This window comes from Calidithermus chliarophilus DSM 9957 (assembly GCF_000430045.1).
In the GTDB taxonomy this organism is placed as follows: domain Bacteria; phylum Deinococcota; class Deinococci; order Deinococcales; family Thermaceae; genus Calidithermus; species Calidithermus chliarophilus.
Genome location: NZ_KE387027.1, coordinates 110,781 through 131,960 on the forward strand (window position 1 = coordinate 110,781; position 21,180 = coordinate 131,960).

The 21,180-nt window shown below is 68.9% G+C and carries 21 protein-coding genes; 11 read left to right on the forward strand and 10 right to left on the reverse strand.

Annotated elements, in window-relative coordinates:
* On the forward strand, positions 1 to 329 hold a 329-nt coding region (locus MEICH_RS30515), incomplete at its 5' end, for a transposase (protein WP_174422452.1).
* A gap of 6 nt (positions 330 to 335) precedes the next feature.
* A complete protein-coding gene (locus tag MEICH_RS0117570) occupies positions 336 to 986 on the forward strand; it encodes a M3 family metallopeptidase (RefSeq protein ID WP_027893673.1) in 651 nt (216 codons plus the stop codon).
* 272 nt (positions 987 to 1,258) lie between these two features.
* Here MEICH_RS0117570 and MEICH_RS25865 read toward each other — a convergent pair whose 3' ends face one another.
* From MEICH_RS25865 to MEICH_RS0117585, 3 genes are all read right to left on the reverse strand, one after another.
* Positions 1,259 to 2,095, reverse strand: coding sequence for a leishmanolysin-related zinc metalloendopeptidase (locus MEICH_RS25865; RefSeq protein ID WP_169730702.1), 837 nt, complete (start codon positions 2,093 to 2,095; stop codon positions 1,259 to 1,261).
* A gap of 131 nt (positions 2,096 to 2,226) precedes the next feature.
* A complete protein-coding gene (locus MEICH_RS27380) occupies positions 2,227 to 4,524 on the reverse strand; it encodes a PKD domain-containing protein (protein ID WP_084542410.1) in 2,298 nt (765 codons plus the stop codon).
* Positions 4,525 to 4,622: 98 nt separating this feature from the next.
* Positions 4,623 to 5,093, reverse strand: coding sequence for an Lrp/AsnC family transcriptional regulator (locus MEICH_RS0117585; RefSeq protein WP_027893674.1), 471 nt, complete (start codon positions 5,091 to 5,093; stop codon positions 4,623 to 4,625).
* Positions 5,094 to 5,203: 110 nt separating this feature from the next.
* On the opposite strand from MEICH_RS0117585, the gene ald reads away from it, so the two are divergent.
* On the forward strand, positions 5,204 to 6,310 hold the full coding sequence (gene ald, locus MEICH_RS0117590; protein WP_027893675.1) for an alanine dehydrogenase: 1,107 nt from the start codon (positions 5,204 to 5,206) through the stop codon (positions 6,308 to 6,310).
* Between the two features lie 61 nt (positions 6,311 to 6,371).
* On the forward strand, positions 6,372 to 7,088 hold the full coding sequence (locus MEICH_RS0117595) for a hypothetical protein (protein ID WP_157202889.1): 717 nt from the start codon (positions 6,372 to 6,374) through the stop codon (positions 7,086 to 7,088).
* A gap of 40 nt (positions 7,089 to 7,128) precedes the next feature.
* Here the strand turns inward: MEICH_RS0117595 and MEICH_RS0117600 are convergent, their stop codons facing one another.
* Positions 7,129 to 7,776 carry a winged helix-turn-helix domain-containing protein gene (locus tag MEICH_RS0117600; protein WP_051304322.1) on the reverse strand — a complete coding sequence of 216 codons (648 nt, stop codon included), beginning with the start codon at positions 7,774 to 7,776 and terminating at the stop codon, positions 7,129 to 7,131.
* Between the two features lie 150 nt (positions 7,777 to 7,926).
* On the opposite strand from MEICH_RS0117600, the gene MEICH_RS25875 reads away from it, so the two are divergent.
* From MEICH_RS25875 to MEICH_RS0117625, 5 genes are all read left to right on the forward strand, one after another.
* Complete coding sequence (locus MEICH_RS25875) at positions 7,927 to 9,312, forward strand: MFS transporter (protein WP_051304323.1); 1,386 nt, start codon at positions 7,927 to 7,929, stop codon at positions 9,310 to 9,312.
* 222 nt (positions 9,313 to 9,534) lie between these two features.
* Complete coding sequence (locus MEICH_RS0117610) at positions 9,535 to 10,152, forward strand: GyrI-like domain-containing protein (protein ID WP_027893678.1); 618 nt, start codon at positions 9,535 to 9,537, stop codon at positions 10,150 to 10,152.
* Positions 10,149 to 10,958 (forward strand): MerR family transcriptional regulator, encoded by an 810-nt coding sequence (locus MEICH_RS0117615; protein ID WP_027893679.1) that lies wholly within the window; start codon positions 10,149 to 10,151, stop codon positions 10,956 to 10,958. The genes MEICH_RS0117610 and MEICH_RS0117615 overlap by 4 nt, the downstream gene beginning before the upstream one ends.
* Positions 10,959 to 11,167: 209 nt before the next feature.
* On the forward strand, positions 11,168 to 11,971 hold the full coding sequence (locus MEICH_RS0117620; RefSeq protein ID WP_027893680.1) for a DUF72 domain-containing protein: 804 nt from the start codon (positions 11,168 to 11,170) through the stop codon (positions 11,969 to 11,971).
* 15 nt (positions 11,972 to 11,986) lie between these two features.
* Positions 11,987 to 12,568, forward strand: coding sequence for a hypothetical protein (locus tag MEICH_RS0117625; RefSeq protein ID WP_027893681.1), 582 nt, complete (start codon positions 11,987 to 11,989; stop codon positions 12,566 to 12,568).
* Between the two features lie 16 nt (positions 12,569 to 12,584).
* On the opposite strand, the gene MEICH_RS0117630 is transcribed toward MEICH_RS0117625, so the two are convergent.
* From MEICH_RS0117630 to MEICH_RS0117640, 3 genes are read right to left on the reverse strand one after another with little or no spacing between them, the layout of a single operon-like run.
* The gene (locus MEICH_RS0117630; protein WP_027893682.1) at positions 12,585 to 13,517 is read right to left on the reverse strand and encodes a C40 family peptidase; all 933 of its coding nucleotides are present in this window, start codon (positions 13,515 to 13,517) and stop codon (positions 12,585 to 12,587) included.
* Positions 13,518 to 13,564: 47 nt separating this feature from the next.
* A complete protein-coding gene (locus MEICH_RS0117635; RefSeq protein ID WP_027893683.1) occupies positions 13,565 to 14,755 on the reverse strand; it encodes a cation:proton antiporter in 1,191 nt (396 codons plus the stop codon).
* Positions 14,756 to 15,214, reverse strand: a complete 459-nt coding sequence (locus MEICH_RS0117640; RefSeq protein ID WP_027893684.1) for a CBS domain-containing protein — start codon at positions 15,212 to 15,214, stop codon at positions 14,756 to 14,758.
* A gap of 407 nt (positions 15,215 to 15,621) precedes the next feature.
* Here MEICH_RS0117640 and MEICH_RS0117645 point away from each other — a divergent pair, with 407 nt between their 5' ends.
* The gene (locus MEICH_RS0117645; protein WP_027893685.1) at positions 15,622 to 17,280 is read left to right on the forward strand and encodes a 30S ribosomal protein S1; all 1,659 of its coding nucleotides are present in this window, start codon (positions 15,622 to 15,624) and stop codon (positions 17,278 to 17,280) included.
* A gap of 374 nt (positions 17,281 to 17,654) precedes the next feature.
* Here the strand turns inward: MEICH_RS0117645 and MEICH_RS0117650 are convergent, their stop codons facing one another.
* Together MEICH_RS0117650 and MEICH_RS25880 are read right to left on the reverse strand one after the other, a co-directional pair.
* Complete coding sequence (locus MEICH_RS0117650) at positions 17,655 to 17,951, reverse strand: large ribosomal subunit protein bL28 (RefSeq protein ID WP_027893686.1); 297 nt, start codon at positions 17,949 to 17,951, stop codon at positions 17,655 to 17,657.
* Positions 17,952 to 18,034: 83 nt separating this feature from the next.
* Positions 18,035 to 18,883: a hypothetical protein gene (locus MEICH_RS25880; protein WP_157202890.1), complete on the reverse strand. Its 849-nt coding sequence runs from the start codon at positions 18,881 to 18,883 to the stop codon at positions 18,035 to 18,037.
* A gap of 66 nt (positions 18,884 to 18,949) precedes the next feature.
* Between MEICH_RS25880 and MEICH_RS0117660 the strand changes: the two genes are divergently transcribed.
* Positions 18,950 to 20,149: an adenylosuccinate synthase gene (locus MEICH_RS0117660; protein ID WP_027893687.1), complete on the forward strand. Its 1,200-nt coding sequence runs from the start codon at positions 18,950 to 18,952 to the stop codon at positions 20,147 to 20,149.
* A 220-nt stretch (positions 20,150 to 20,369) separates the two neighbouring features.
* Here the strand turns inward: MEICH_RS0117660 and MEICH_RS0117665 are convergent, their stop codons facing one another.
* Positions 20,370 to 21,050: a queuosine precursor transporter gene (locus MEICH_RS0117665; protein WP_027893688.1), complete on the reverse strand. Its 681-nt coding sequence runs from the start codon at positions 21,048 to 21,050 to the stop codon at positions 20,370 to 20,372.
* Between the last annotated feature and the right edge of the window lie 130 nt (positions 21,051 to 21,180).

Below are 21,180 nucleotides of genomic sequence, written 5' to 3' on the forward strand. Positions count from 1 at the left end.
GCTGGGTGCTGCGGGAGTTCAGGGCCGCCTTGCGGGAGGAAGAGGAGGCCTGGGTGGTGCTGGACCGGGCGGGGTGGCACGTCTCCCCCAAGGTGGAGGTGCCTGAAGGGATACGTCTGGTCTTTCTGCCCCCCTACAGCCCCGAGCTGCAACCGGTGGAGCGGGTGTGGCCTTTGGTGAACGAGGCGGTGGCGAACCGGTACTTCCAGGACCTGCAGGAGATGATGGAGGGGGTGGCCGAGCGGTGCCGGGTCCTGGAGGGGGACCCAAAGACCCTGCGGCGGCACACCCTCTTCCACTGGTGGCCGAGGGCGAAGGCATCAGCATGAAAGGGTATGAGCACCCTGGCCCACGAGCTCGGCCACTCCATGCACTCCTACTTCACCCGCGGCACCCAGCCCGCCATCTACGCCCGCTACAGCCTGTTCATCGCCGAGGTGGCCTCCAACTTCAACCAGGCGATGGTGCGGGCCATGCTGCTGCGCGAGGCCCAAGACCCCGCCTACCGGCTGGCGGTGCTCGAGGAGGCCTTCTCCAACTTCCACCGCTACCTCTTCGTCATGCCCACCCTGGCCCGCTTCGAGCTCGAGCTCTACGAGCGCATCGAGCGGGGCGGGGCCCTCACCGCGCCCTTCCTCATCGAGCGCCTGGCCGAGCTCTTCGCCGAGGGCTACGGCGGGGAGGTCGAGATCGACAAGGAGCGGCTGGGCTCGGGCTGGATGAACTTCTCCCACCTCTATAGCCCCTTCTACGTCTACCAGTACGCCACGGGCATCGCCGCCGCCAACGCGCTGGCACGGGACGTGCTCGAGCAGGGCGAGCCCGCCGCCCGGCGCTACATGGACTTCCTCAAGGCGGGCGACTCGGTGTACCCCACCGACGCGCTCAAGGTCGCGGGCATCGACATGACCCGCCCCGAGCCGGTCGAGCGCGGCTTCGAGGTGCTCCGAGGCATGGTCGAAGAGCTCGAGGCGCTGGTCGGGTGATCCCGGGCAAAGCGAAAGCCAGGGGGATTCCCCCTGGCTTTTCCCGTCGCTGTAAGGCTTATACCAGATTCGGTCAGTTCGTCACCGAATGGTGACGCCGCCCCGCCTTGGCGGGGCGGCCGACCGAAGTTATCCGCGTAGCGGAGGGCGGTAGCGCCCCTCGGGAGGGAGACGTTTGCTTCGCCGACCGTCAGGGAGGGGTGTGCTCTGGGGTCCGAAAAGATAGCCTCTGGGGCTCTTTGGTTCGGACGATCATCTTTTTGAATCCGGTATTAGCGGCTGCCCTTGGGCCTGATCAGGATGACGTTGAGCGGGATCTTCTTCGCGCTCGAGGCCTTCAGCCCCGGCAGGTCGTACGGGTCGGCGGCGGCGTAGTTGACGGTGTAGCCCAGGTCCTGCAGGGAGCCGATGGTGACGCGGCTCAGGGGGTTGATCACCCCCGCGTCGAGGTACCCCGTCATGATCTCGGTCTGGAAGACGCTCTCGCGCCAGTGGCTGTCGCGGGTGCCCTGCCCGCCGGTGTTCTCGACGGGCACGTCGCCGGCGCCGCCCAGCGCCCGCCACTCGCGCACCGCGTTGGCGCCGACGAAGCGGGGGTCGCTGGTGCCCGCGCCGACGAGCAGGCTGCGCTCGTAGTTCCACAGGGTCCCGTACCCGATTACGTGCCCCATCTCGTGGAAGATGACGTCCTGCAACTGGCCGTCGGCCTCGAGCTGCTCGAGGTCGGCGGAGTCGAACATCATGACGCCGTAGTAGGGCAGGTCGTCGGCGTCGCGGGCGTAGCACGGCCCGGCCTGCGCGAGGACGCCGCCGGGGCCGTCGATGTCCACCACGGCCGCGTCGATGAACAGGTCGTCGACGGTGACGTTGTGGGCCGGGAAGCCGTCGCCGCAGTCGTTGGCAGGGATCTGGAGCTTCTGCTCGGGGAGTCCCTTGGTGATGACCTGCTGCCACCGGGCCGCGGCAGCGTTGAAGGCCGCTTTTTGGTTGCCGGTGGGCGAGCCCACGAAATTGAGGGTGATGTTGTAGGGGTCGTTCCCTCCGGGCTTAGGCGTGGACTGGCAGGACACGAGGGCTAGAACCGAAAATGCTAGGGCAATGAATCGCATTGAGTACCTCCCAAGCTCAGGATAAGCGCGTGTAGCTCTCATTTTCTTCGTCGGAAAGTTGAGGCTCGGCTCATCCGGCCTTCAAAAATGACCGGGGCCGCCGAGCCCCGGTCACGAAATTGCCCTTCAGGCTAGGGGATGGAGCCCTTGGGCTTGATGAGGATGATGTTGAGCGGGGTCTTGGCGGCGCTCGAGGCCTTGAGCCCCGGCAGGCTGTACGGGTCGGCCGCGCCGTAGTTGACGGTGTAGCCGAGGTCCTGCAGGGAGCCGATGGTGAGGCGGCTCAGGGGGTTGGCCCCGCTGTTGAGGTAGCCGGTCATGACCTCGTTGTCGAACACCGACTCGCGCCAGTGCCCGTCGCGGGTGCCGGCCCCGCCGGTGTTCTCGACGGGGACGTTCCCGCTCCCCCCGAGGGCCTGCCACTCCCGTACCGCGTTCGCGCCCACGAAGCGAGGATCAGGACCGGTCGCGCCGGTCAGCAAGGAGCGGCCGTAGTTCCACAGCGTGCCGATGCCCAGCACGTGGCCCATCTCGTGGAAGACCACCTCGTCGAGCAGGCCGTTGGCTTCCAGGTTGGCCAGGTCGGCGGAGTCGAACTGCATGACGCCGTAGAGGGTGAGGCGGTCGGCGGTGCGCATGTAGCACGGCCCCGCCTGCCCCAGGACGCCGCCCGGGCCGTCGATGGGCACCACGGCGGCGTCGATGAGGATGTCGTCGACGGAGCCGTTGAAGGCGGGGAGGCCGTCGGCACACTCGTCGGCGGGGATGTTGAGGCTGGTGCTGGCGAAGCCCTGGGTGATGACCTGTTCCCACTTCGCGGCGGCGGCGTCAAAAGCCGCTTGCTGGCCGGTAGTCAGGGTCCCGGTAAAGCGTAGCGTGATGTTGTAGGGGTCACCGCCGCCAGGGGCGTTCACCGTGACCGTGGTGGTCTTGCTGTTCTCCTTTTGCCCGTCGCTGACGACGAGCCTAGCGGTGTAACTGCCCGCGGCGCCGTAGGTGTGCTGCTGGCTCGAGCCGGACGTGCAGTTGTCGAGGGTGTACTCGAACGTGCCGTTGTTGTCCACGTCGAGCTTGCAGGTCAGGCTATCGCCGTCGGGGTCCGAGACGTTCCAGCTAAAGGTGGTCGTCAGCGGGGCCGTGCCGCTGCTCGGGCTGGCGCTGAAGGAGTTGACCGCCGGGGCCTGGTTGGGGCTCGAAACGGTCACCGTGGCCGTCTGCTGGGCGCTGGCGTTGGCGGGGTCGCTCACCACCAGCTTGGCCGTGTAGCTCCCGGCGCTGCCGTAGGTGTGCTTCTGGGTGGAGCTCGAGGTGCAGTTGCTGAGGGTGTACTCGAAGGTGCCGTCGTTGTTCACGTCCAGCTTGCAGGTGAGGGCGTTGCCGTCCGGGTCGGAGATGGCCCAGGAGAAGGTCACCTGCAGGGGAGCGACGCCCGAGGCGGGGGTGCCGGCGAAGGAGCTGATGACGGGCGGCCGGTTGGGCTGGCTCGAGGTCACGGTGACCGAGACGGTCTTGTTGCTCTCCAGGCCCTTGCCGTCGCTGACGACGAGCTTGGCGGTGTAGCTCCCGGCGGCGTTGTAGGTGTGCTGCCGCGTCGAGGAAGAGGTGCAGCCGGTGACGGTGTGCTCGAAGGTGCCGTCGTTGTTCACGTCGAGCTTGCAGGTGAGGGGGTCGCCGTTGGGGTCGGAGATGGCCCAGCTAAAAGTGACCGCCAGGGGAGCGGTGCCGGAGGCCGGGTCGCGGTTGAAGGCGTCGATCACCGGCGGCTGGTTGCCGCCGCCGCCCGGCCCCACGGTGGTCGTGGCGGTCTGCTGGGCCTCGAGCCCGCCCGCGTCGCTCACCGTCAGCCGCGCCGTGTAGGTGCCGGAAGCCGTGTAGGTGTGCTTTTGGCTGCCGCTGGTGCAGGGGCTGAGGAAGAACTCGGCGTTCCCGTCGCCGTTGACGTCGAGGATGCAGGCCAGGGAGTCGCCGTCGGGGTCCGAGACGCTCCAGGAAAAGGTGACCTCGAGCGGCGCGTTGCCCGAGGCCGGGCTACGGGTGAAGGAGGCGATGATCGGGGCCCGGTTGGCGCCCACCGTGACCGTCTTGGTGAGCTCGTCGCTGGCGCCGTCCGGGTCGCTCACCACCAGCCGTGCCGTGTAGGTCCCGCCGGCGGGGTAGGTGTGCTGGCGTGTCGAGGAGGAGGTGCAGCCGGTGACGGTGTGCTCGAAGGTGCCGTTGTTGTCGGCGTCGATCTTGCAGGTGAGGCTGTCGCCGTCGGGGTCGGAGATGTTCCAGGAAAAGTTTACCTGGAGGGGGGCGGCACCGGCCTGCGGGCTGACGCTGAACGAGGCGATGACGGGGGCCTCGTTGGCGGGCGGCTGGGTGCTCGGGCACGCGGTGAGCAGCGCTGCCAGAGCCGTGCCGAGCAACGCCAGGGAAAATCGCTTCACAGGTTCCTCCTCGTACCGGGCAACGATAACAAAAGCCCGGCCAGGAGCATGAGCGTTGCCCTAGGACGGCCTTAACTTTCAGCCCACCCCGCCGGCGGCTAGCGCTTGAGGCCCTCGAGGTCGAAGCTGGTCTTGATGATGGGGCTCGAGAGCACCACCGAGGTGCGGGTGTTGCCGAAGGTGCCCAGCCGCTGGATGATCTCCTGGAGGTGCTGCACCGAGCGGGCCACCACCCGCACCACGTAGGAGGAATCGCCGGTTACGAAGTAGCTCTCGCGGATCTCGAGGGTTTGCTCGCAAAAGGCCAGAACCTGGGGGTAGCGGCTGGGCGGGGCCGAGAGCTCGATCAGGGCGGTGATGCCGTAGCCCAGGGCCTCGAAGTTCAGCCGCACCCCGTAGCCCTCGATGATCCCGGCGTCCTCGAGCCTCCGCACCCGCTCGGTGACGGCGGGCACGCTCAGGCCCACCCGGCGGCTCAGCTCGCTGTAGGACAGCCGGGCGTCCTGCTGCAGCTCGCGCAGGATCGCCAGGTTGGTCGCGTCGAGCAGCTTGCTTGAATCGTAAGGCATGGGGGGAATTATACCTAAGGATCTAAACCGCTTTTGCCCATTTTTCGCATCATCCGCATTCAAAAGCGCCAAACCGCTCCCTAAACTCTAGGAAAAAAGAGGAGGAAGCTATGGTCATTGGCGTGCCGAAAGAGATCAAGACCCTGGAGAACCGGGTGGCCCTCACCCCGGGCGGCGTGGAGAGCCTGGTGCGGCGCGGGCACAAGGTGCTGGTGCAGCAGGGCGCCGGGGTGGGCTCGGGCCTCTCCGACGCGGAGTACGAGGCGGCCGGGGCCCAAATGGTCTCGGCGGAGGAGGCCTGGGCCGCCGACGTCGTGGTCAAGGTCAAGGAGCCCATCGCCGAGGAGTACAAGTACCTGCGCGAGGGCCTGCTGCTGTACACCTACCTCCACCTCGCCGCCGACGAGCCCCTGACCAAGGCCCTTCTGGCCGGGGGGACCACCGGGATCGCCTACGAGACGGTGCAGCTCGAGGACGGCTCCTTGCCCCTGCTCACCCCCATGAGCGAGGTGGCCGGGCGCATGGCGCCGCAGGTGGGCGCCGCCGCCCTGGAGAAGCCCCACGGCGGGCGCGGCGTGCTGCTGGGCGGGGTGCCCGGCGTGGCCCCGGCCTCCGTGGTGATCATTGGCGGGGGCGTGGTGGGCACCAACGCCGCCAAGATCGCGCTCGGCATGGGTGCTCAGGTGACCATCCTCGACGTCTCCAAGTCCCGCCTGCAGTACCTCGACGACATCTTCGGGGGGCGGGTCATCACCCTGGCCTCCACCGAGGCCAATATCAAGAAGGCGATCCAGCACGCCGACCTGCTGATCGGGGCGGTGCTGATCCCCGGCGCCAAGGCGCCCAAGCTGGTCACGCGCGACATGCTGCCCACCATGAAGGAGGGCGCGGTCATCGTCGACGTGGCCGTGGACCAGGGCGGCTGCGTGGAGACCATCCGCGCCACCACCCACAAAGACCCCACCTACGTCGTCGACGGCGTGGTGCACTACGGCGTCGCCAACATGCCCGGGGCCGTCCCCCGCACGAGCACCTTCGCCCTCACCAACGAGACCCTGCCCTACCTGCTGCAGCTCGCGGAGAAGGGCCTCGACGCCCTGCGCCACAACCCCGTGCTGCGCAAGGGCCTCAACACCCACCAGGGCAAGCTCACCTACGCCGGCGTGGCCGAGGCGTTCGGGCTGCCGTACACCCCCGCGGAGGAGGCGCTGGCCTAGGGCGCCGGGCTTCGCGAGCCCCCCACCGCCCGCCCTGCGGCCGCAGGGCGGGCTCGCTTTCGTGAGCGCTCCATGTTGGGACGCCTCGAGCCTGGGCGCCCCTTCTCCCACCGTCCAGCTCCACATGCTGACCAACGACGGCAGCCCCTACCAGGGCTACTTCATCGAAGCCCCGACCAAGATGACGGCCAAGGTCAGCCTCGACGCGCAGGTCCTCGCCCAGGGCACCCTCGCCGTGGCCTGGCACCCCAGCAGTTGCCTGGCCGGCAAGTACCTCTACGACGCCCCGGACGCGCTCGAGCTCAGCGGCTTCGTCAACCGCCCGGGCGGCGGCAGGGCCATCGAGGCCAGCGCCCGCTACAGCATCGGCGCCAGTAAGGTCCACACCAGCGGCTCCCTGAGCGCCAAGGGCGCCGGCAACGAGGCCTCGGTGCAGTGGGACGTCTCCAGCGTGGGCGCCGTCGAGCGCAGCGGCTGCGGCCGCCTCAGCAACTTCATGCCCGCCAACCTCGACTTCTCGGCCGGCGTCAGCGCCGACGGCCAGTCGCTGGCCCTGAGCTTCCTGGCCGACCAGTTCAAGAGCGGCCCCGAGGCGAGCTTCCGCCTGCAGAACGGCGTGCTCAAGGTCAACAAGAAGCAGGTCACCTTCTCCGGCGTCCTCGACGACGCCAACGGCAACTGCGTGCCCGGCGAGAACGTGACCCTGACCTTCTCCAGCGGCTCGACCAGCCTCGAGGCCTTCCTGATCGGCCAGTTCGGGCTGCGCACCTGCAGGTAGCCCCAAAACTGCGCGGGCCGGGGGACCCCCCGGCCCGCTTTCACCTGCCGTCGGGGTGCGGCGCCATCCCCAGGTGCAGCACGTAGCGCTCGGGCCCCTGGCGCTTGTGGTAGCGCTGGTAGATCTCCCACAGCTCGGCCTGCAGGGCCTTGGCGTCCTCGCGGGTGAGGTGCAGGCCGATGGTCCACAGGCTGAGCACGGCCGGCTCGTCGTCGCCGAGGAGCTTGGGGCGCACCTTCTCGTGGCTCGAGCCGAAGATCATCAGGCCGTGCTCGTTGAGGTAGACCGTGAGGTGGTCGCGGTACTTCGGCAGCCGGCGGGTGCGCTCTAGGCCCTCCTGCAACTGCCGCGACCAGAACACCGCGCTCTCGAGGTCCTCGAGCATGCGCGGGGGGATGAGGTCGAGGGGCACCTTGAAGCCGGTGGCGGTGGCCCGGTAGCGCTTGATGGGCCGGCCGCGGCGGGCCTCGAGGCCCACGACCTCGAGCAGCCCCGCCTCCACCATCTGCTCGACCCGGTAGTGCAGGGTCTGCAGCGGCACCTTGAGCGTCTCGGCGGCCTCCTTCACCGACAGCTCGGCCTTCATGAAGGGCTTGAGCCACAAGGCGACGTCGGGGTCGGCCAGGATGCGGGCGGCCAGGGGGTTCCTGACCTCCACCATCGGAGGGATTTCCACGGTCGCGGACATGTTCTTACTACTCTACACGCTGGCTTTTGATCTGAGTAGAGGGCCGCTACCCTGTGGGCACGCCGGGCGCAAGGCGGGCAGGGTCGCGCTCGAGGGGGGCAGGTGCCCTCCGGGCGGGCCGGGCTCGAGGAGCGCCCTCACCGACACCGTATGCGGAGGTTTAGAGCACCCACCGGACTTCCGGGGTTCACGCTGGTGGCCTCGGGGCAGCTCGTCTCCATCCTGGGCTCGGAGATGAGCCAGTTCGGGCTGATGCTGTGGGCCTTCGAGCAGACCGGCCTGGCCACCTCCCTCGCCCTGATCGGCTTCTTCCACTTCCTGCCCCTGATCGCGGTTTCCCCCTTCGCCGGGGCCCTGGTCGACCGGAGCAACCGCAAGCTGATGATGATGCTCTCCGACCTGGGCTCGGCTGCCGCCACGCTGATGGTCTTCGGGCTCTACCTGGGCGGGGGCTTGCAGATCTGGCACCTCTACCTGGCCGCGGCCGTCAGCGGGGCCTTCCACGCCTTCCAGTGGCCCGCCTTCTCGGCGGCCATCAGCACCATGGTGACCAAGGAGCAGTACGGCCGGGCCAACGGCCTGCTGTCGCTGAGCGAGTCGGTGGCGGGGATCGGGGCGCCCATGCTGGCTGCGGTGCTCTACGGCCTGATCGGGGTCGGGGGGCTCCTGATCATCGACCTGCTGAGCTTTTTGGTGGCGATCGGGGCCCTGCTCGTGGTGAAGGTGCCCCAGCCCCGGCAGAGCGCCGCGGGGCGCGAGAGCCGGGGGAGCCTGCTGCAGGAGGCGGCCTACGGCTTCCGCTACATCTTCGCCCGCCCGAGCCTGCTGGGCCTGCAGACCACCTTTTTGCTGCTCAACCTCTTCGCCACCTTCGGGCACGCCGTCCAGCCCGCCATGATCCTCAGCCGCACCGGCAACGACGAGACCGCCATGGGCATCGTCCGCACGGCGGCCGGGGTCGGCGGGGTGCTGGGCGGGCTCTTGCTGTCCACCTGGGGCGGCCCCCGGCGCAAGGTGCACGGCGTGCTGGCGGGGATGGTGGTCTCGAGCCTCTCCGGCAGCCTGCTCATGGGCCTGGGGCAGGGCGTGGCGCTGTGGGCGCTCGCCAGCTTCATCGCCCTGGTGACCATCCCCATCCTCAACGGCTCCAACCAGGCCATCTGGCAGGCCAAGGTGCCCCCGGACGTGCAGGGCAAGGTCTTCGCCGCCCGGCGCATGATCGCCTGGGTCGCCAACCCCCTCGCCATGCTGCTGGCGGGCCCGGTGGCCGACAAGCTCATGACCCCGGCCATGATGCCCGGCGGGGCGCTGGCGGGCACCTTCGGCGGCCTGGTGGGCACGGGGCCGGGCGCCGGGATCGCCCTGATGCTGGTGTTCACCGGCATCCTGGGCGCGCTGGTGGGCTTAGGGGGCTACCTGTTCCCGGCCGTGCGCGACGCCGAGACGCTGCTCCCCGACCACGACCAGGCCCCGCCGCCCGAGCCCGCCCCCGAGGCTTCGGCCTCCCTCGAGGCCCCCGCCGCCCCCGCCTTCTGATACTCGATTCGGTCAGTGCGCCACCGTTCGGTGGCGTACTGACCCGACCGAAGGGATACGCTTGCTTCGCCGACCGTCAGGGAGGGGTGCGCTCTGGGGTTCAAAAAGATAGCCTCTGAGGGTCTTTGGGTTGGATGATTATCTTTTTGAATCCGGTATGAGCCGTGGGCCTTGACCCTCCGGCCGTGTCAGGGTTGACCCTGAGGGCAGGAGGTGAGGCGAATGGTCGGCACGGGAACGAAGGCCGGTGAGCTCTACAAGGCGCCCAAGGGCCAGGTGGTGTTGGTGGAAGTTCCGCAGATGCCCTTCCTGGTGGTGGACGGCCTCGGCGACCCCAACTCGGAGGGCTTCAAACAGGTGGTCCAGGCGCTCTACAGCCTGTCCTACGCCATCAAATTCATGCTCAAGAAGTCCCGGGGGCTCGAGCACAAGGTGGGGCCGCTGGAGGGCCTGTGGTGGGTGGAGGGGGCCGAGGGCATGAGCTTCGAGGAGTTGCTCTCCCGCCGCGGCGAGTGGAGCTGGACCCTGATGATCGCCCAGCCCGAGGCCCTCACCCCCGAAGACCTCGAGCGGGCCAGGGCCGAGCTGCGCCGCAAGAAGGGGCTGGAGGGGCTGGAGCGGGTGCGGCTCGAGCGCTTCGGCGAGGGGCTGTGCGCGCAGACCCTCCACGTGGGCCCCTACGCCGCCGAAGGCCCCACCCTCGCCCGGCTCCACGCCGCCATCGCCGAGCAGGGGTACGCCATCGCCGGCAAGCATCACGAAATCTACCTCGGCGACCCCCTGCGCGCCGCCCCCGAGAAGCTGCGGACGCTCATCCGCTATCCTGTGCGCAAGGCATGAGGAACCTGCTGCCCATCGGCCGCTTCTCCCAGGTCACCCGGCTGAGCGTCCGCATGCTCCGGCACTACGACGAGCTGGGCCTGCTCAAGCCCGCCCTGGTGGACGAGGCCTCCGGCTACCGCTACTACAGCCTGGCCCAGGCCGCCGAGGCCGAGCGCATCCGGCTGCTGCGCTCGCTCGAGATGCCCCTGGAGGAGATCCGCGAGCTGCTCTCGGCCCCGGACGCCCGCTCGGTCCGGGAGCGGCTGGAGCGGCACAAGGCCCGCCTCGAGGCCGCCGTCGCCGGGTACCAGCGGGTGATCGCGGCGCTGGAGGGGCTCGAGGCGGCCCCCCTGAGCGCGGCCTACCCCGTGCGCCTGCGCCACGAAGCCGCGCAGCCCGTGCTGAGCCGGCGCCTGCGGGCCCCCTTCCCGGAGATGGTCCGGGGTCTGGGCGCGGCGTTCGCCGAGCTCTACGCCGCGCTCGTGCGGCAGGACCTCCGCCCCGCGGGGCCCCCCTTCGTGCTCTACCACGGCGCCGAGTTCGACGAGGAGGACCTCGACTACGAGCCCGGCCTGCCCACCGAGCGGCTCGGGAGCTCCTGGGGCGACCTGCGGGCCTGGGAGCTGCCCCCCGGCCCGGTGGCCTACACCCTGCACGCCGGCCCCTACGGCGGGATCGGGCGCGCCTACCAGGCCGTGACCACCTGGATGGGCGAGCACGGCCACGAGGCGGCCGGGCCGCCCCGGGAGGTGTACCTGGTGGGCCAGGGGCAGGTGGAGAACCCGGCCGAGTACCGCACCGAGCTCGTCTGGCCGGTGCGCTAACCGGCGAGCGCTCGACCGGGCCAGCCGCAGGCTGTCGTGACCCTGGCCGCACCCCAGGGCCAGCACGCGCTCGCGGCCCTCGAGGTAGGGCAGGATCCCAGGGGTGAGCGCGGCGCCCCAGTCCATCGCGTCGCCTTGCTCGAGGATGCGGCGGTGCAAATCTTGCCAGCCCATTATGCTCCTACCGTACTAGCGGTTAAACTGGAGGGGTGGAACTCTACCTGGGCACCGGCGGGTACACCAACGACGACTGGGTGGGCCTGATCTACCCCCCCGAAGCCAAGAAGGGCGATTGGCTCTCCATTTATGCCCAGCATTTCAACGCGGTCGAGCTCAACTCCTCCTTCTACAACATCCCCGGCGTGCGCGCCTTCGAGGGGATGCTGAAGAAGAGCGGGGGCCGGGTGCACTGGGGCGTGAAGATCCACCAGAGCATGACCCACGAGCAAAACGCCACCGACGACGACTACAAGCGCCTGTTCGAATCGGTGGCCCCGCTGCGCGAGGCGGGCGTGCTGGGGCCTTTTCTGGCCCAGTTCCCCCAGCGCTTCCACCGCACCCCCGAAAACCGCAAGTACCTCGCGGCCCTGGCCGAGCGCTTCCGCGACCGGGCCCTGGCCCCGGGCGGCCTGGCCGTGGAGTTCCGCCACCACTCCTGGGACAACGACGAGGTGCGCGAGGCCTTCAAGAAGGCGGGCCTGATCTGGGTCAGCACCGACTACCCCCCGCTGCCCGGGCTGCCCAAGAACCAGCTCCACGTCACCGGCGAGATCGTCTACGTGCGGCTGTCGGGGCGCAACAAGGAGAAGTGGCACGAGGGCAAGAGCGCCTCCGAGCGCCACGACTACCGCTACACCCGCGACGAGCTGGCCTTCTGGGTGCAGTCGCTGGCCGAGGCCCGCGAGCAGGAGGACCTCAGCCAGGCCTGGTTCATCTTCAACAACACGACCAAGGGCCATGCCCTCGAGAACCTGCGCGTGCTGCGGGAGCTGCTCGAGGAGGCCGGGTTCTGAGGAGCCGCAGCCGTTATGGCCGCCCTGTCCACCGAGGAAGCGCTCTTGCAGACCCTCGCCGAGCTGCAAGCCCTGGGCTTCTACGCCGGCTTCGCCGGCCCCGGGCTGGCCCTGCGGCACGTCAAGGACTATTACGGGCTCGACTGGCCCGACGTCCTGGCCGGAGCGCGCACCCCGGCGGGGCTCGACCAGCTTCTGCTGTGGCCGGACGAACGGCGGGTCTGGTGCCGCGACCTCGAGGGCGTCTACCCCGGCGAGGAGGCCTACGCCACCACCCTGCGCGAGTGGGCGGGCATCTCCCGGGGCCTGTTCGAGCCGCAGGAGGTGCTCGAGCGCTGGCACACGCCCCTGGGGCCGGTGGAGGTCACCTGGAAAGCGGCGGGCCGAGCCTTCCGGCTCGATCACCCCGACGGCCACGACGACTTCCTGCACCACCTGGCGCTGATGCGGCAGGTCAACCAGGGCCTGCGCGACCCCGCCTACCGCTTCGTGGCCTGCGACGACTACCCCGGCGATTGCCGCTTCGTCGTGGTCCTCCACGAGCGGGAGCAGCGCCTGCTCCGGGGGCGCGGCTGGTCGTTCTGCCCGCTGCCGTAGCCGGACGGGGCCGGGCTCATGGCCCCGTCCGGGCTACGGCGGTCAGGTCAGGGCGCCGGGCCCCCCGGTAGGTCTTCTGGTAATAGGGCGTGGAGAGCCCCTCGATCACCACCCGGCTGGCGTAGCTGTTGGCGTGCGCGAAGACGCCCCGGCCTAGGTAGATGCCCACGTGGTCGATGTCCTTGCCGCCGAAGCTGAAGAAGATCAGGTCGCCCTGGCGCAGCTCGCCCGTCACCTCGGGCAGCGCGGCGTACTGCTCGCGGCTGGTGCGGGGCAGGCGCACGCCGATGTCGGCGTAGACGCGCTGGACGAAGGCCGAGCAGTCGAGGGTGCTGTCGGAGTTGGCGCCGTACTTGTAGACCAGGCCAAGGTACTTGAGGATGGCGGGCATCAGGGGGTGGTTGGGGTCGTACTCGAGCCCCCCTGCCTCCGCCGGTTTGGGGGCGGTGGGGGCGGGCTCCGGCTTGGGCTCGGCGGGCGGGGCCGGGGCGTCCTTGGACTCGCCCGCCCGCAGCTTGAGCACCTGGCCGACCTCGAGCGCCGTCCCCTCGAGGCCGTTGAGCGCCACCAGCGCCTCGACCGTGGTGCCGAAGCGCCGGGCGATGGAGTAGAGGGTGTCCTTCGGCTGGACGGTGTAGGTGCTCGGGGAGGGCTCGGGGGGCGGCGTTTTGGCCTGGGGTTCGGCCTTGGGGGCGGGGGGCTTGGGAGCCGGGCCGGGCAGCTTGAGCACCTGCCCGAGGCTCAGGGCGTTGCCGCTGAGGCCGTTGAGCTCCCTCAGGGCGGCGACGGTGGTGCCGAAGCGCTTGGCGATGGAATACAGGGTGTCACCGCGCTGGACGGTGTAGGTGGCCTGCGGCGACGCAGTTGCGGCGTTTTCCTGAGCCAGAATCAAGGGTTGAGTGCACAGCGCTGCGCCCAGGAGCCAGGCAAGCAGGGCTTTGGCTTTCATCCAGCCGAGTGTAGCACAGCTTCCGCGCCCTATGCCCGGAATTTGCCTTAGGCGCGGGGCTCGTCGGCGGGTTCCGCGGCGGGCTTGGGCCCGGGCACGCGCTCGGCCCAGGCGATGCTGGGGCGCAGGAAGAGGGGGGCCAGCAGGGTGGTGCCCACCACCATGAACAGCACCAGGGCGTACTCCTCCTCGTTGACTGCGCCCGCCGCCAGGCCCAGTGCCGCCACGATGAGCCCGACCTCGCCGCGGGGGGCCATGCCCACGCCCACCACCACGGCCCGCCGGAAGCCCTGGGAGAGGGCGCCCAGGAAGCCGCCGATCAGCTTGCCCAGCAGGGCGATGAGCAGGACCACGCTGCCGTAGAGCAGGATGCTGGCGTTGGCGAGGGCGGCGAGCTCGAGCCGCACCCCCACCATGGCGAAGAAGACGGGGGCCAGGAAGCTCTCGACGGCCTGCACGGGCTCCTCCAGCCGCAGCTCCTCGCGCACCTCGGCCAGCAGCATCCCGGCCAGGAAGGCCCCCACGATGGGCGCGAGCCCGATTGTCGCGGCCAGCGAGGCCAGCCCCACGCCCACCAGCAGGGCGAAGCCGAAGGGGCTGCCCACCGGTAGCGACCGGACGGGGATGCGCCGCACCAGCGGCACCAGCAGCACCGCGCTGCCCACGAACACCACCGACAGCAAGCTGATGCGCACGGCGGTGCCCAGCTCGAGCGCCCCGCTCTGAGCCACCCCGTTGACCACCGCCAGCACGATCAGGCCCAGCACGTCGTCGATCACGGCCGCGCCCAGGATGATGCGGCTGTAGGCCCGCGACAGCACGCCCAGCTCCTGCAGCACCCGCGCGGTGATGCCCACGCTCGTCGCCACCAGCGCGGTGCCCAGGAAGAGCGAGGGCAACTGCTCGAAGCCGATGGCGAGCCCGAAGAAGTAGCCCCCCACGAAGGGAAAGGCCACGCCCAGCACCGCCACCAAGAAGGCCTCCTTGCCCACCGCCAGGATGTCGCGCAGGCGGGTCTCGAGCCCCACCATGAACAGCAGGAAAATCGCGCCCAGCTCGGCCATGAACTCCAGCACCTCGCCCTCGTGCACCAGGCCCAGCAGCGCAGGCCCCACCAGTACCCCGGCCAGCACCTCCCCGATCACGGCGGGTTGCTTGAGGCGGCGGAAGAGCCAGCCCATGAGCTGCGCGGCCAGCAGCAGGAAGAAGACCTCGAGCAGGTGCCCCGCGCCGTGCATCTAGGCCCCCCCCTGCACGAACAGCCGCAGGAAGTCGCTGCGGGTAAGCGTGCCCAGCAGGTGGTTCTGCTCGTCGATCACCAGCACCCGCCGGTACTGCTGGCCTTCCATCATGCGGGCGAGGGCGGTCTCGAGCGAGTCCTCCGGCCGCACGGTCGCGAGCTCGGTGCGCATGACCTCGCTCACCGGGATCCGGGCGTATTGGGCGTAGATTTTCTCGATAGAACCGGGGTCTACCCACTCCCCGAAGAGCTGCAGCGCCTGCACGGTGGAAAAAGGTACGTTCTCGGGCTTGGGCAACAGGTCGTCGACCTCGAGCAGCCCGATGAGCTGCTCCTTCTCGTTGACCACCGGCAGCCCGCCGAGGCCGTGCTCGAGCATCCGCCTCGCCGCCACGATCAAGGGTTCGTCGCCCCGCACGGTGTAGGGCCGAGCCTTCATCAGCTCCTTGACTTGCATGCGGGCATTCTAACAGTGGATGTCGATAGCTAAATGCTAATAGCTAATAGCCAGGCGCGGTCGTGCGTCGTACGTCCTACGCCGTACGCCGATAGCTCATAGCCGATAGCTAAACGCTAAACGCAAGACGCAAGACGCCTCGGCCCTCAACGCCGGCGGGGAGGGGTAACTACGAGCCACGGGCCACAGGCCTACGACTTCCGGTTGACCGCCCCATCTGAGCCGATGTTCTCGCGGCCTTTTCGTTGGACAAAACGCCTCGAGGTGTGTTATAACTGACAGGTATGTCCTCGTGAGTCCCCTAGCGGCTTCTATAAGAGGACGACCCGTCGCGCAGGCCACCCCACCCGAGCCCAGAGTAGCTGGGCGGGGTTTTTGGCGCGACAAAGGTTGGAGGAAACAGGCGGATGGAAGACAAGGCAACCCAGACCCCGGCCCAAGCCGGAAACCCCGAAGTTTTTAGCATGGAGCAGGCCCTCCAGGAAGTGGAGGCCCGGCTCGAGAAGACCGTTCAGCGCGGCCAGGTCATCACCGGTACCGTGGTCCTCAAGACCAACGACGGTTTCATGGTGGACATCGGCACCCGCACTGAAGGGATCATCCCTTTCAACCAGCTCACCGAGGCCAACCTGCCGCAGGAAGAGCTGGAGAAGCTCCTGAAGCCCGGCGATGAGGTCACGGTCTACGTGGTGCGCGCCGACCTGGAGAACGGTCAGGTGATCCTCTCGAAGAAGCGCGCCGAGAGCGACCAGTCGTGGGTCAGGCTCCAGGAACTCTTTGAGAAGGGCGAGCCCGTGGTCGTCCAGGTCCAGGAGAAGGTCAAGGGGGGTCTGGTAGCCCTGATCGAGGGCGTGCGCGCCTTCCTCCCTGCCTCCCAGGTCGATCTGCGCCGCACCCCCGAGCTCGACGAGTACGTGGGCCAGAGCATCGCGGTCAAGATCATCGAGCTCAACCGCAAGAAGGGCCGCGTGATCCTCTCGCGCCGCACCATCCTCGAGGAGGAGCAGAAGAAGCTGCGCTCCGGCCTGCTCTCTAGCCTCCAGGAAGGCCAGGAGGTCGAGGGCCAGGTGGTCGAGGTCACCGAGTTCGGCGTCTTCGTGGCGCTGGGCGGCGTGGATGGCCTGGTGCACCGCTCCGAGATCACCTGGGGCCGCTTCACCCACCCCCGCGAGGTCATCTCCAAGGGCCAGACCGTGCGCGCCAAGGTGCTCTCGGTCGACGCCGACCGTGAGCGGGTCAACCTCTCGATCAAGGCGCTAGTGTCCGACCCCTGGATCAACGTCAGCGAGAAGTACCCCATCGGCTCGCGCGTGAACGGCAAGGTGGTGGGCCTGACCCAGTTCGGCGCCTTCGTGGAGGTGGAGCCGGGCCTCGAGGGCCTCATCCACATCAGCGAGCTCTCCTGGACCAAGCGCCCCAAGCACCCCTCCGAGATCCTCAAGGAAGGCCAGGAGGTCGAGGCCGTGGTGCTGCGCATCGACCCCGAGGAGCGCCGCCTGAGCCTGGGCCTGCGCCAGACCCAGCCCGACCCCTGGAAGACCCTCCCCGACCGCTACCCGCCGGGCACCCCCATCAAGGGCAAGGTCACCGGCCTCACCGAGTTCGGCGTGTTCGTGGAGGTCGAGCCGGGCATCGAGGGCCTGATCCACGTCTCCGAGCTGGATTACCAGCGCATCGAGAAGCCCTCCGAGGTCTTCAAGAAGGGCGACGAGGTCGAGGCCATCATCCTCAACATCGACCCCGTCGAGCAGCGCGTCTCGCTCTCGCGCAAGCGCCTGCTCCCGCCCCCCATGCCCAGCGAGGCGGGCGAGGAAGACCGTCCCCGCCGCAGCATGGGCCTGGGCCGCGAGGGCCGTCCCGACCAGCGCCCCAGCGCGGGCAAGCGCAAGAAGGGTGGCCGCGAGGGCCGTGGCCGCGACCGCGACTACGACATGGGCGGCATCGACGGCGGCTACTCCGGCTCCTACTCCTCGGGTGAGGCCGCCTCGGCCAGCGTCAAGCTCGGCGACATGTTCGGCGACCTGCTCAACCAGCTCGACCTCGAGGAAGAGACCGAGAAGAAGTAAGCTTCACACCGAAGGAGGGGGCCGCCCACGGGCGGCCCCCTCCTTTGTCACAGCGCTAAGGGAAAGGGGCGGAGCCCTCCCGTGCGGGAGGGGGAGACGTCGCCGTGAGTTCCGCCGGGCCTCGCCCTCGCGGGACCGGGCAAAGGAAAACGGCCCCGAGGGGGCCGTTCGTCTGAAGGAGGGCTTACACCGGATTCAAAAAGATAATCATCCAAACCCAAAGACCCTCAGAGGCTATCTTTTTGAATCCCAGAGCACTCCCCTCCCTGAGGGTCGGCGAAGAAAGCGTATCCCTCCCGAGGGGCGGTATCGCCCTCCGCTACGCGGATAACTTCGGCCCTGTCAGCCCGGCGCCGGACTGACCGAATCGGGTATCAGAGCAGGGAGAGGAGCTTGTTCTTGACCTGCTTGGCGTCGAGGCCCTTGAGGTTCATGCCCTTGGAGCGCTCGACGATCTCGTAGACCTTGTGCACGTGGGTGGTGGCGACCTTGAAGGTGATGCTGTGCTCGCCGACCTGCACGGTGACCTTGCGCAGGTTGGGGGTCTGCCAGCGCTTGGAGATGCCGGTGGTCTTCTTACCCACGCCGCCATCGGCCTTGGCCTTACCACGGCGGATGATGCTGTTGACCACCATGGGGCGCTTGCCGCTAATTTCGCAAATCCTCGACATTGCTTTCCTCCGCCTTGCTGGCTGCGGCCAGCGTCACGACAACGGGCAAGAGTATAGCACACTCGCCCGGCCCAAGCCAAGGGTCAGGCCCCACAGCCCGTCGAAAGCGCCTCCCGGAAGCCCTTTCCGTCCCACTCGAGCACGCTCAGGGTGTAGCCCTCGTAGAAGGCGTCCCAGAACACCAGCTCCATCCGGCCGTCGCCGTTGAGGTCGTAGACGCCCACCACGTCGAAGCGCAGGGCGTAGGGCTGGGGCGCTTCGGCGCCGGGGCTGGAGGGCCGGACGGTGACGGAGGCGCCGAGCTCGAGCGTCTGCAGGCTGGCGGGGTCGTTGCTCGCCAGGCGGCGCACCACGGCCAGCGAGTAGTCGCCCACCTCGCCGTGGCCGGGCGGGAAGGGCTCGTCGCGCCCGGTGTAGCGCGTCGCCGCCAGGATCACCTCCTGGCGGCCGTCGCCCTCGAGGTCGGCCCGCAGCACGCGGGTGAGCCGGACCTGGGGGTTCCGCAGGCCCTTGCGGGCCAGGAGGTCGCGCACCACGGCGGCGTAGGGGCTGTTGGCGGCGGGAAGCTCCTCCACCTTGCGCGGCTGGAGGTTCCAGGGGGCGGTGGTGGCGACGACCCAGCGGGCGGGGGAGGGGTTGGGGCTCAGGGCCACCCCGTAGTTCCAGTCGCAGGGCTCGCCGCTCTCGGGCCTCGAGCCCCGGGCCTCGCCCAGCGCCGTAGGGCCCGCGAACACCCGGTAGCGCTCGCCCCCCGCGACGCCGGGGGCCGTTCGTTGGGCCTCCACCCACCTGCCGTCCCGGCTCGAGCCCAGCAGGTCGGCCCGCTCGGACCCCGGCAGCCGCACCAGGACCGGGTGGGAGCCCCGGGCGGAGGTGTCGGCCCAGCCCAGGCCCAGCAGGAGCGGGAGGAGGAGCATCCAGGGTCGGCTCATGACCTGCCCAGCGTAACAGAAGGGCGGCGTGGCCGAAACCGGCGCGGTTGGATAAACTGGGCCGGTATGCCAGGGATCGCGATCATCGGGGCCCAGTGGGGCGACGAAGGCAAGGGCAAGGTCACCGACGCCCTCGCGCAGGACGCCGACTACGTGGTGCGCTACCAGGGCGGGGCCAACGCGGGCCACACCGTGGTGGCCCACGGCAAGACCTTCAAGCTCAACCTGCTGCCTACCGGCGTGATCCACCCCCAGGCCACCAACGTGCTGGGCGACGGCATGGTGATCGACGCCTTCCGCTTCGCCGAGGAGATGGGCAACATCCGGGCGGAGGGCCTCGAGCCTAGGGTACTGGTCTCGGAGAAGGCCCACCTGGTGCTGCCGCACCACAAGCACGTGGAGAGCCGCAACAACTTCGTGGGCACCACCAAGCGCGGCATCGGCCCGGCCTACTCCGACCGGGCGCGGCGGGTGGGCATCCGCGCCGGCGACCTGCTCGACGAGGCGGTGCTGCGTGAGCGGGTCGAGACGCTGCTCGTCGAAAAGCCCAACTCCACCCGCGAGGCGGGCTGGGACTCGCTCGAGAAGGCCCTCGAGGAGCTGGGGCGCATGCGCGAGATCCTGGCCCCGCACGTCGCCGACACCGGCAGGATGCTGCGCGAGGCCATCAAGCAGGGCAAGAAGGTGCTCTTCGAGGGCGCCCAGGCCACCCTGCTCGACCTCAACTACGGCGACTACCCCTACGTCACCAGCTCCCACCCCACCGTGGGCGGCATCATCGTGGGCGCCGGGGTGAACCACAAGGCCATCAACAAGGTCTACGGGGTGGCCAAGGCCTACGCCACCCGCGTGGGTAACGGCCCCTTCCCCACCGAGCTCCCCGAGGACGAGGCCGAGCACCTGCGGCAGAAGGGCGGCGAGTTCGGCGTGACCACCGGCCGGCCCCGCCGCACCGGCTGGCTCGACCTGCCGCTCCTGAAGTACGCCTGCGAGGTCAACGGCTTCGACGGCCTGGTGCTCACCAAGCTCGACGTGCTCAGCGGCTTCCCCAAGGTGAAGGTGGGGGTCGAGCACACCCCCGATGGGGTGCGCTACGCCGAGCTCGAGGGCTGGGGCGAGCTGGCGGGCATCAGCACCCGCGAGGCCCTGCCCAAGAGCGTGCTCAGCCTCATCGAGATGATCGAGGAGTACACCGGGGTGCCGGTGGTGATGTTCTCCACCAGCCCGCGCCGCGAGGACACCTTCGGCGCGGTGAGCTGGGTCTGAAAGCCGCCAAACGCAAGACGGCGCGGCGGGAGCCCTGGTCCAGGAAGGGCACGGAGCAGCAAGCGGTAATTTCAGCCGTCAGCGGGCGGCAGGAGGCTTATGGCTCGTGGTGAAAGGAATCCCTCCCCGCGGGCGGGGAGGGGATATCCCCCCAGCCCCCCTTGCTAAGGGGGGTAAGGAAAGGGCGTTTGGCTATGGGCTATCGGCTATCGGCGTTCAGCTATCGGCCCAGCGCGAAGGGGTTGAAGTCGGTATCGCGGTCGTAATAATCTTCGCCCTCGCGCTTCTTGAGGAAGCCCACCACCGCGTAGGTGAGGGGGGTGAACAGCACCTCGACCCCCACCTTGAAGACGTAGTTGGAGACGAACACTGTCCACAACAGGCTGTTGTCCCACACGCCGTAGAAAGCGATGAGCAGGAAGATTCCGGTGTCGAGGCCCTGGCCCACCAGGGTCGAGCCGATGGTGCGCACCCACAGCCAGCGCCCCTGGGTCGCCACCTTGAGCTTGGCGAGGATGAAGCTGTTGACGAACTCGCCCACCCAGTAGGCCACCAGGCTGCCCAGCACGATGCGCGGCACCAGGCCCAGGATGATGGAGAAGGCCTGGGCGGTGCCCTGGCTCTGCGGGTCGGCGGGGGTGGGGAGGAGGTTGACGAGGCCGAAGGTCAGGGCCGCCAGCATCAGCAGGAAGAAGCCGATCCAGATGACGCGGCGGCTGCGCTTGTAGCCGTAAACCTCGGTGAGCACGTCGCCGAAGATGTAGGCCAGGGGGAAGAGGATGGTGCCGCCGTCGAAGGTGAAGGGGCCGAGCAGGACCACCTTGGTCGAGGCGATGTTCGAGACGATCAGGACCACCACGAACAGGGCGGTGATCAGGTCCAGGTAGCGGTAGGTCTTCATGGGCGAACCCTCAACAAAACAAGAGTCTACCCCTTCAGGGGCTCGAGGGCACGCAGGATTGGGCAGCCTACGGCGCCGTGGCTCGGCAGCCAAGCACAAGGCAAAATTCCATGGGGACGCAAGACATTGC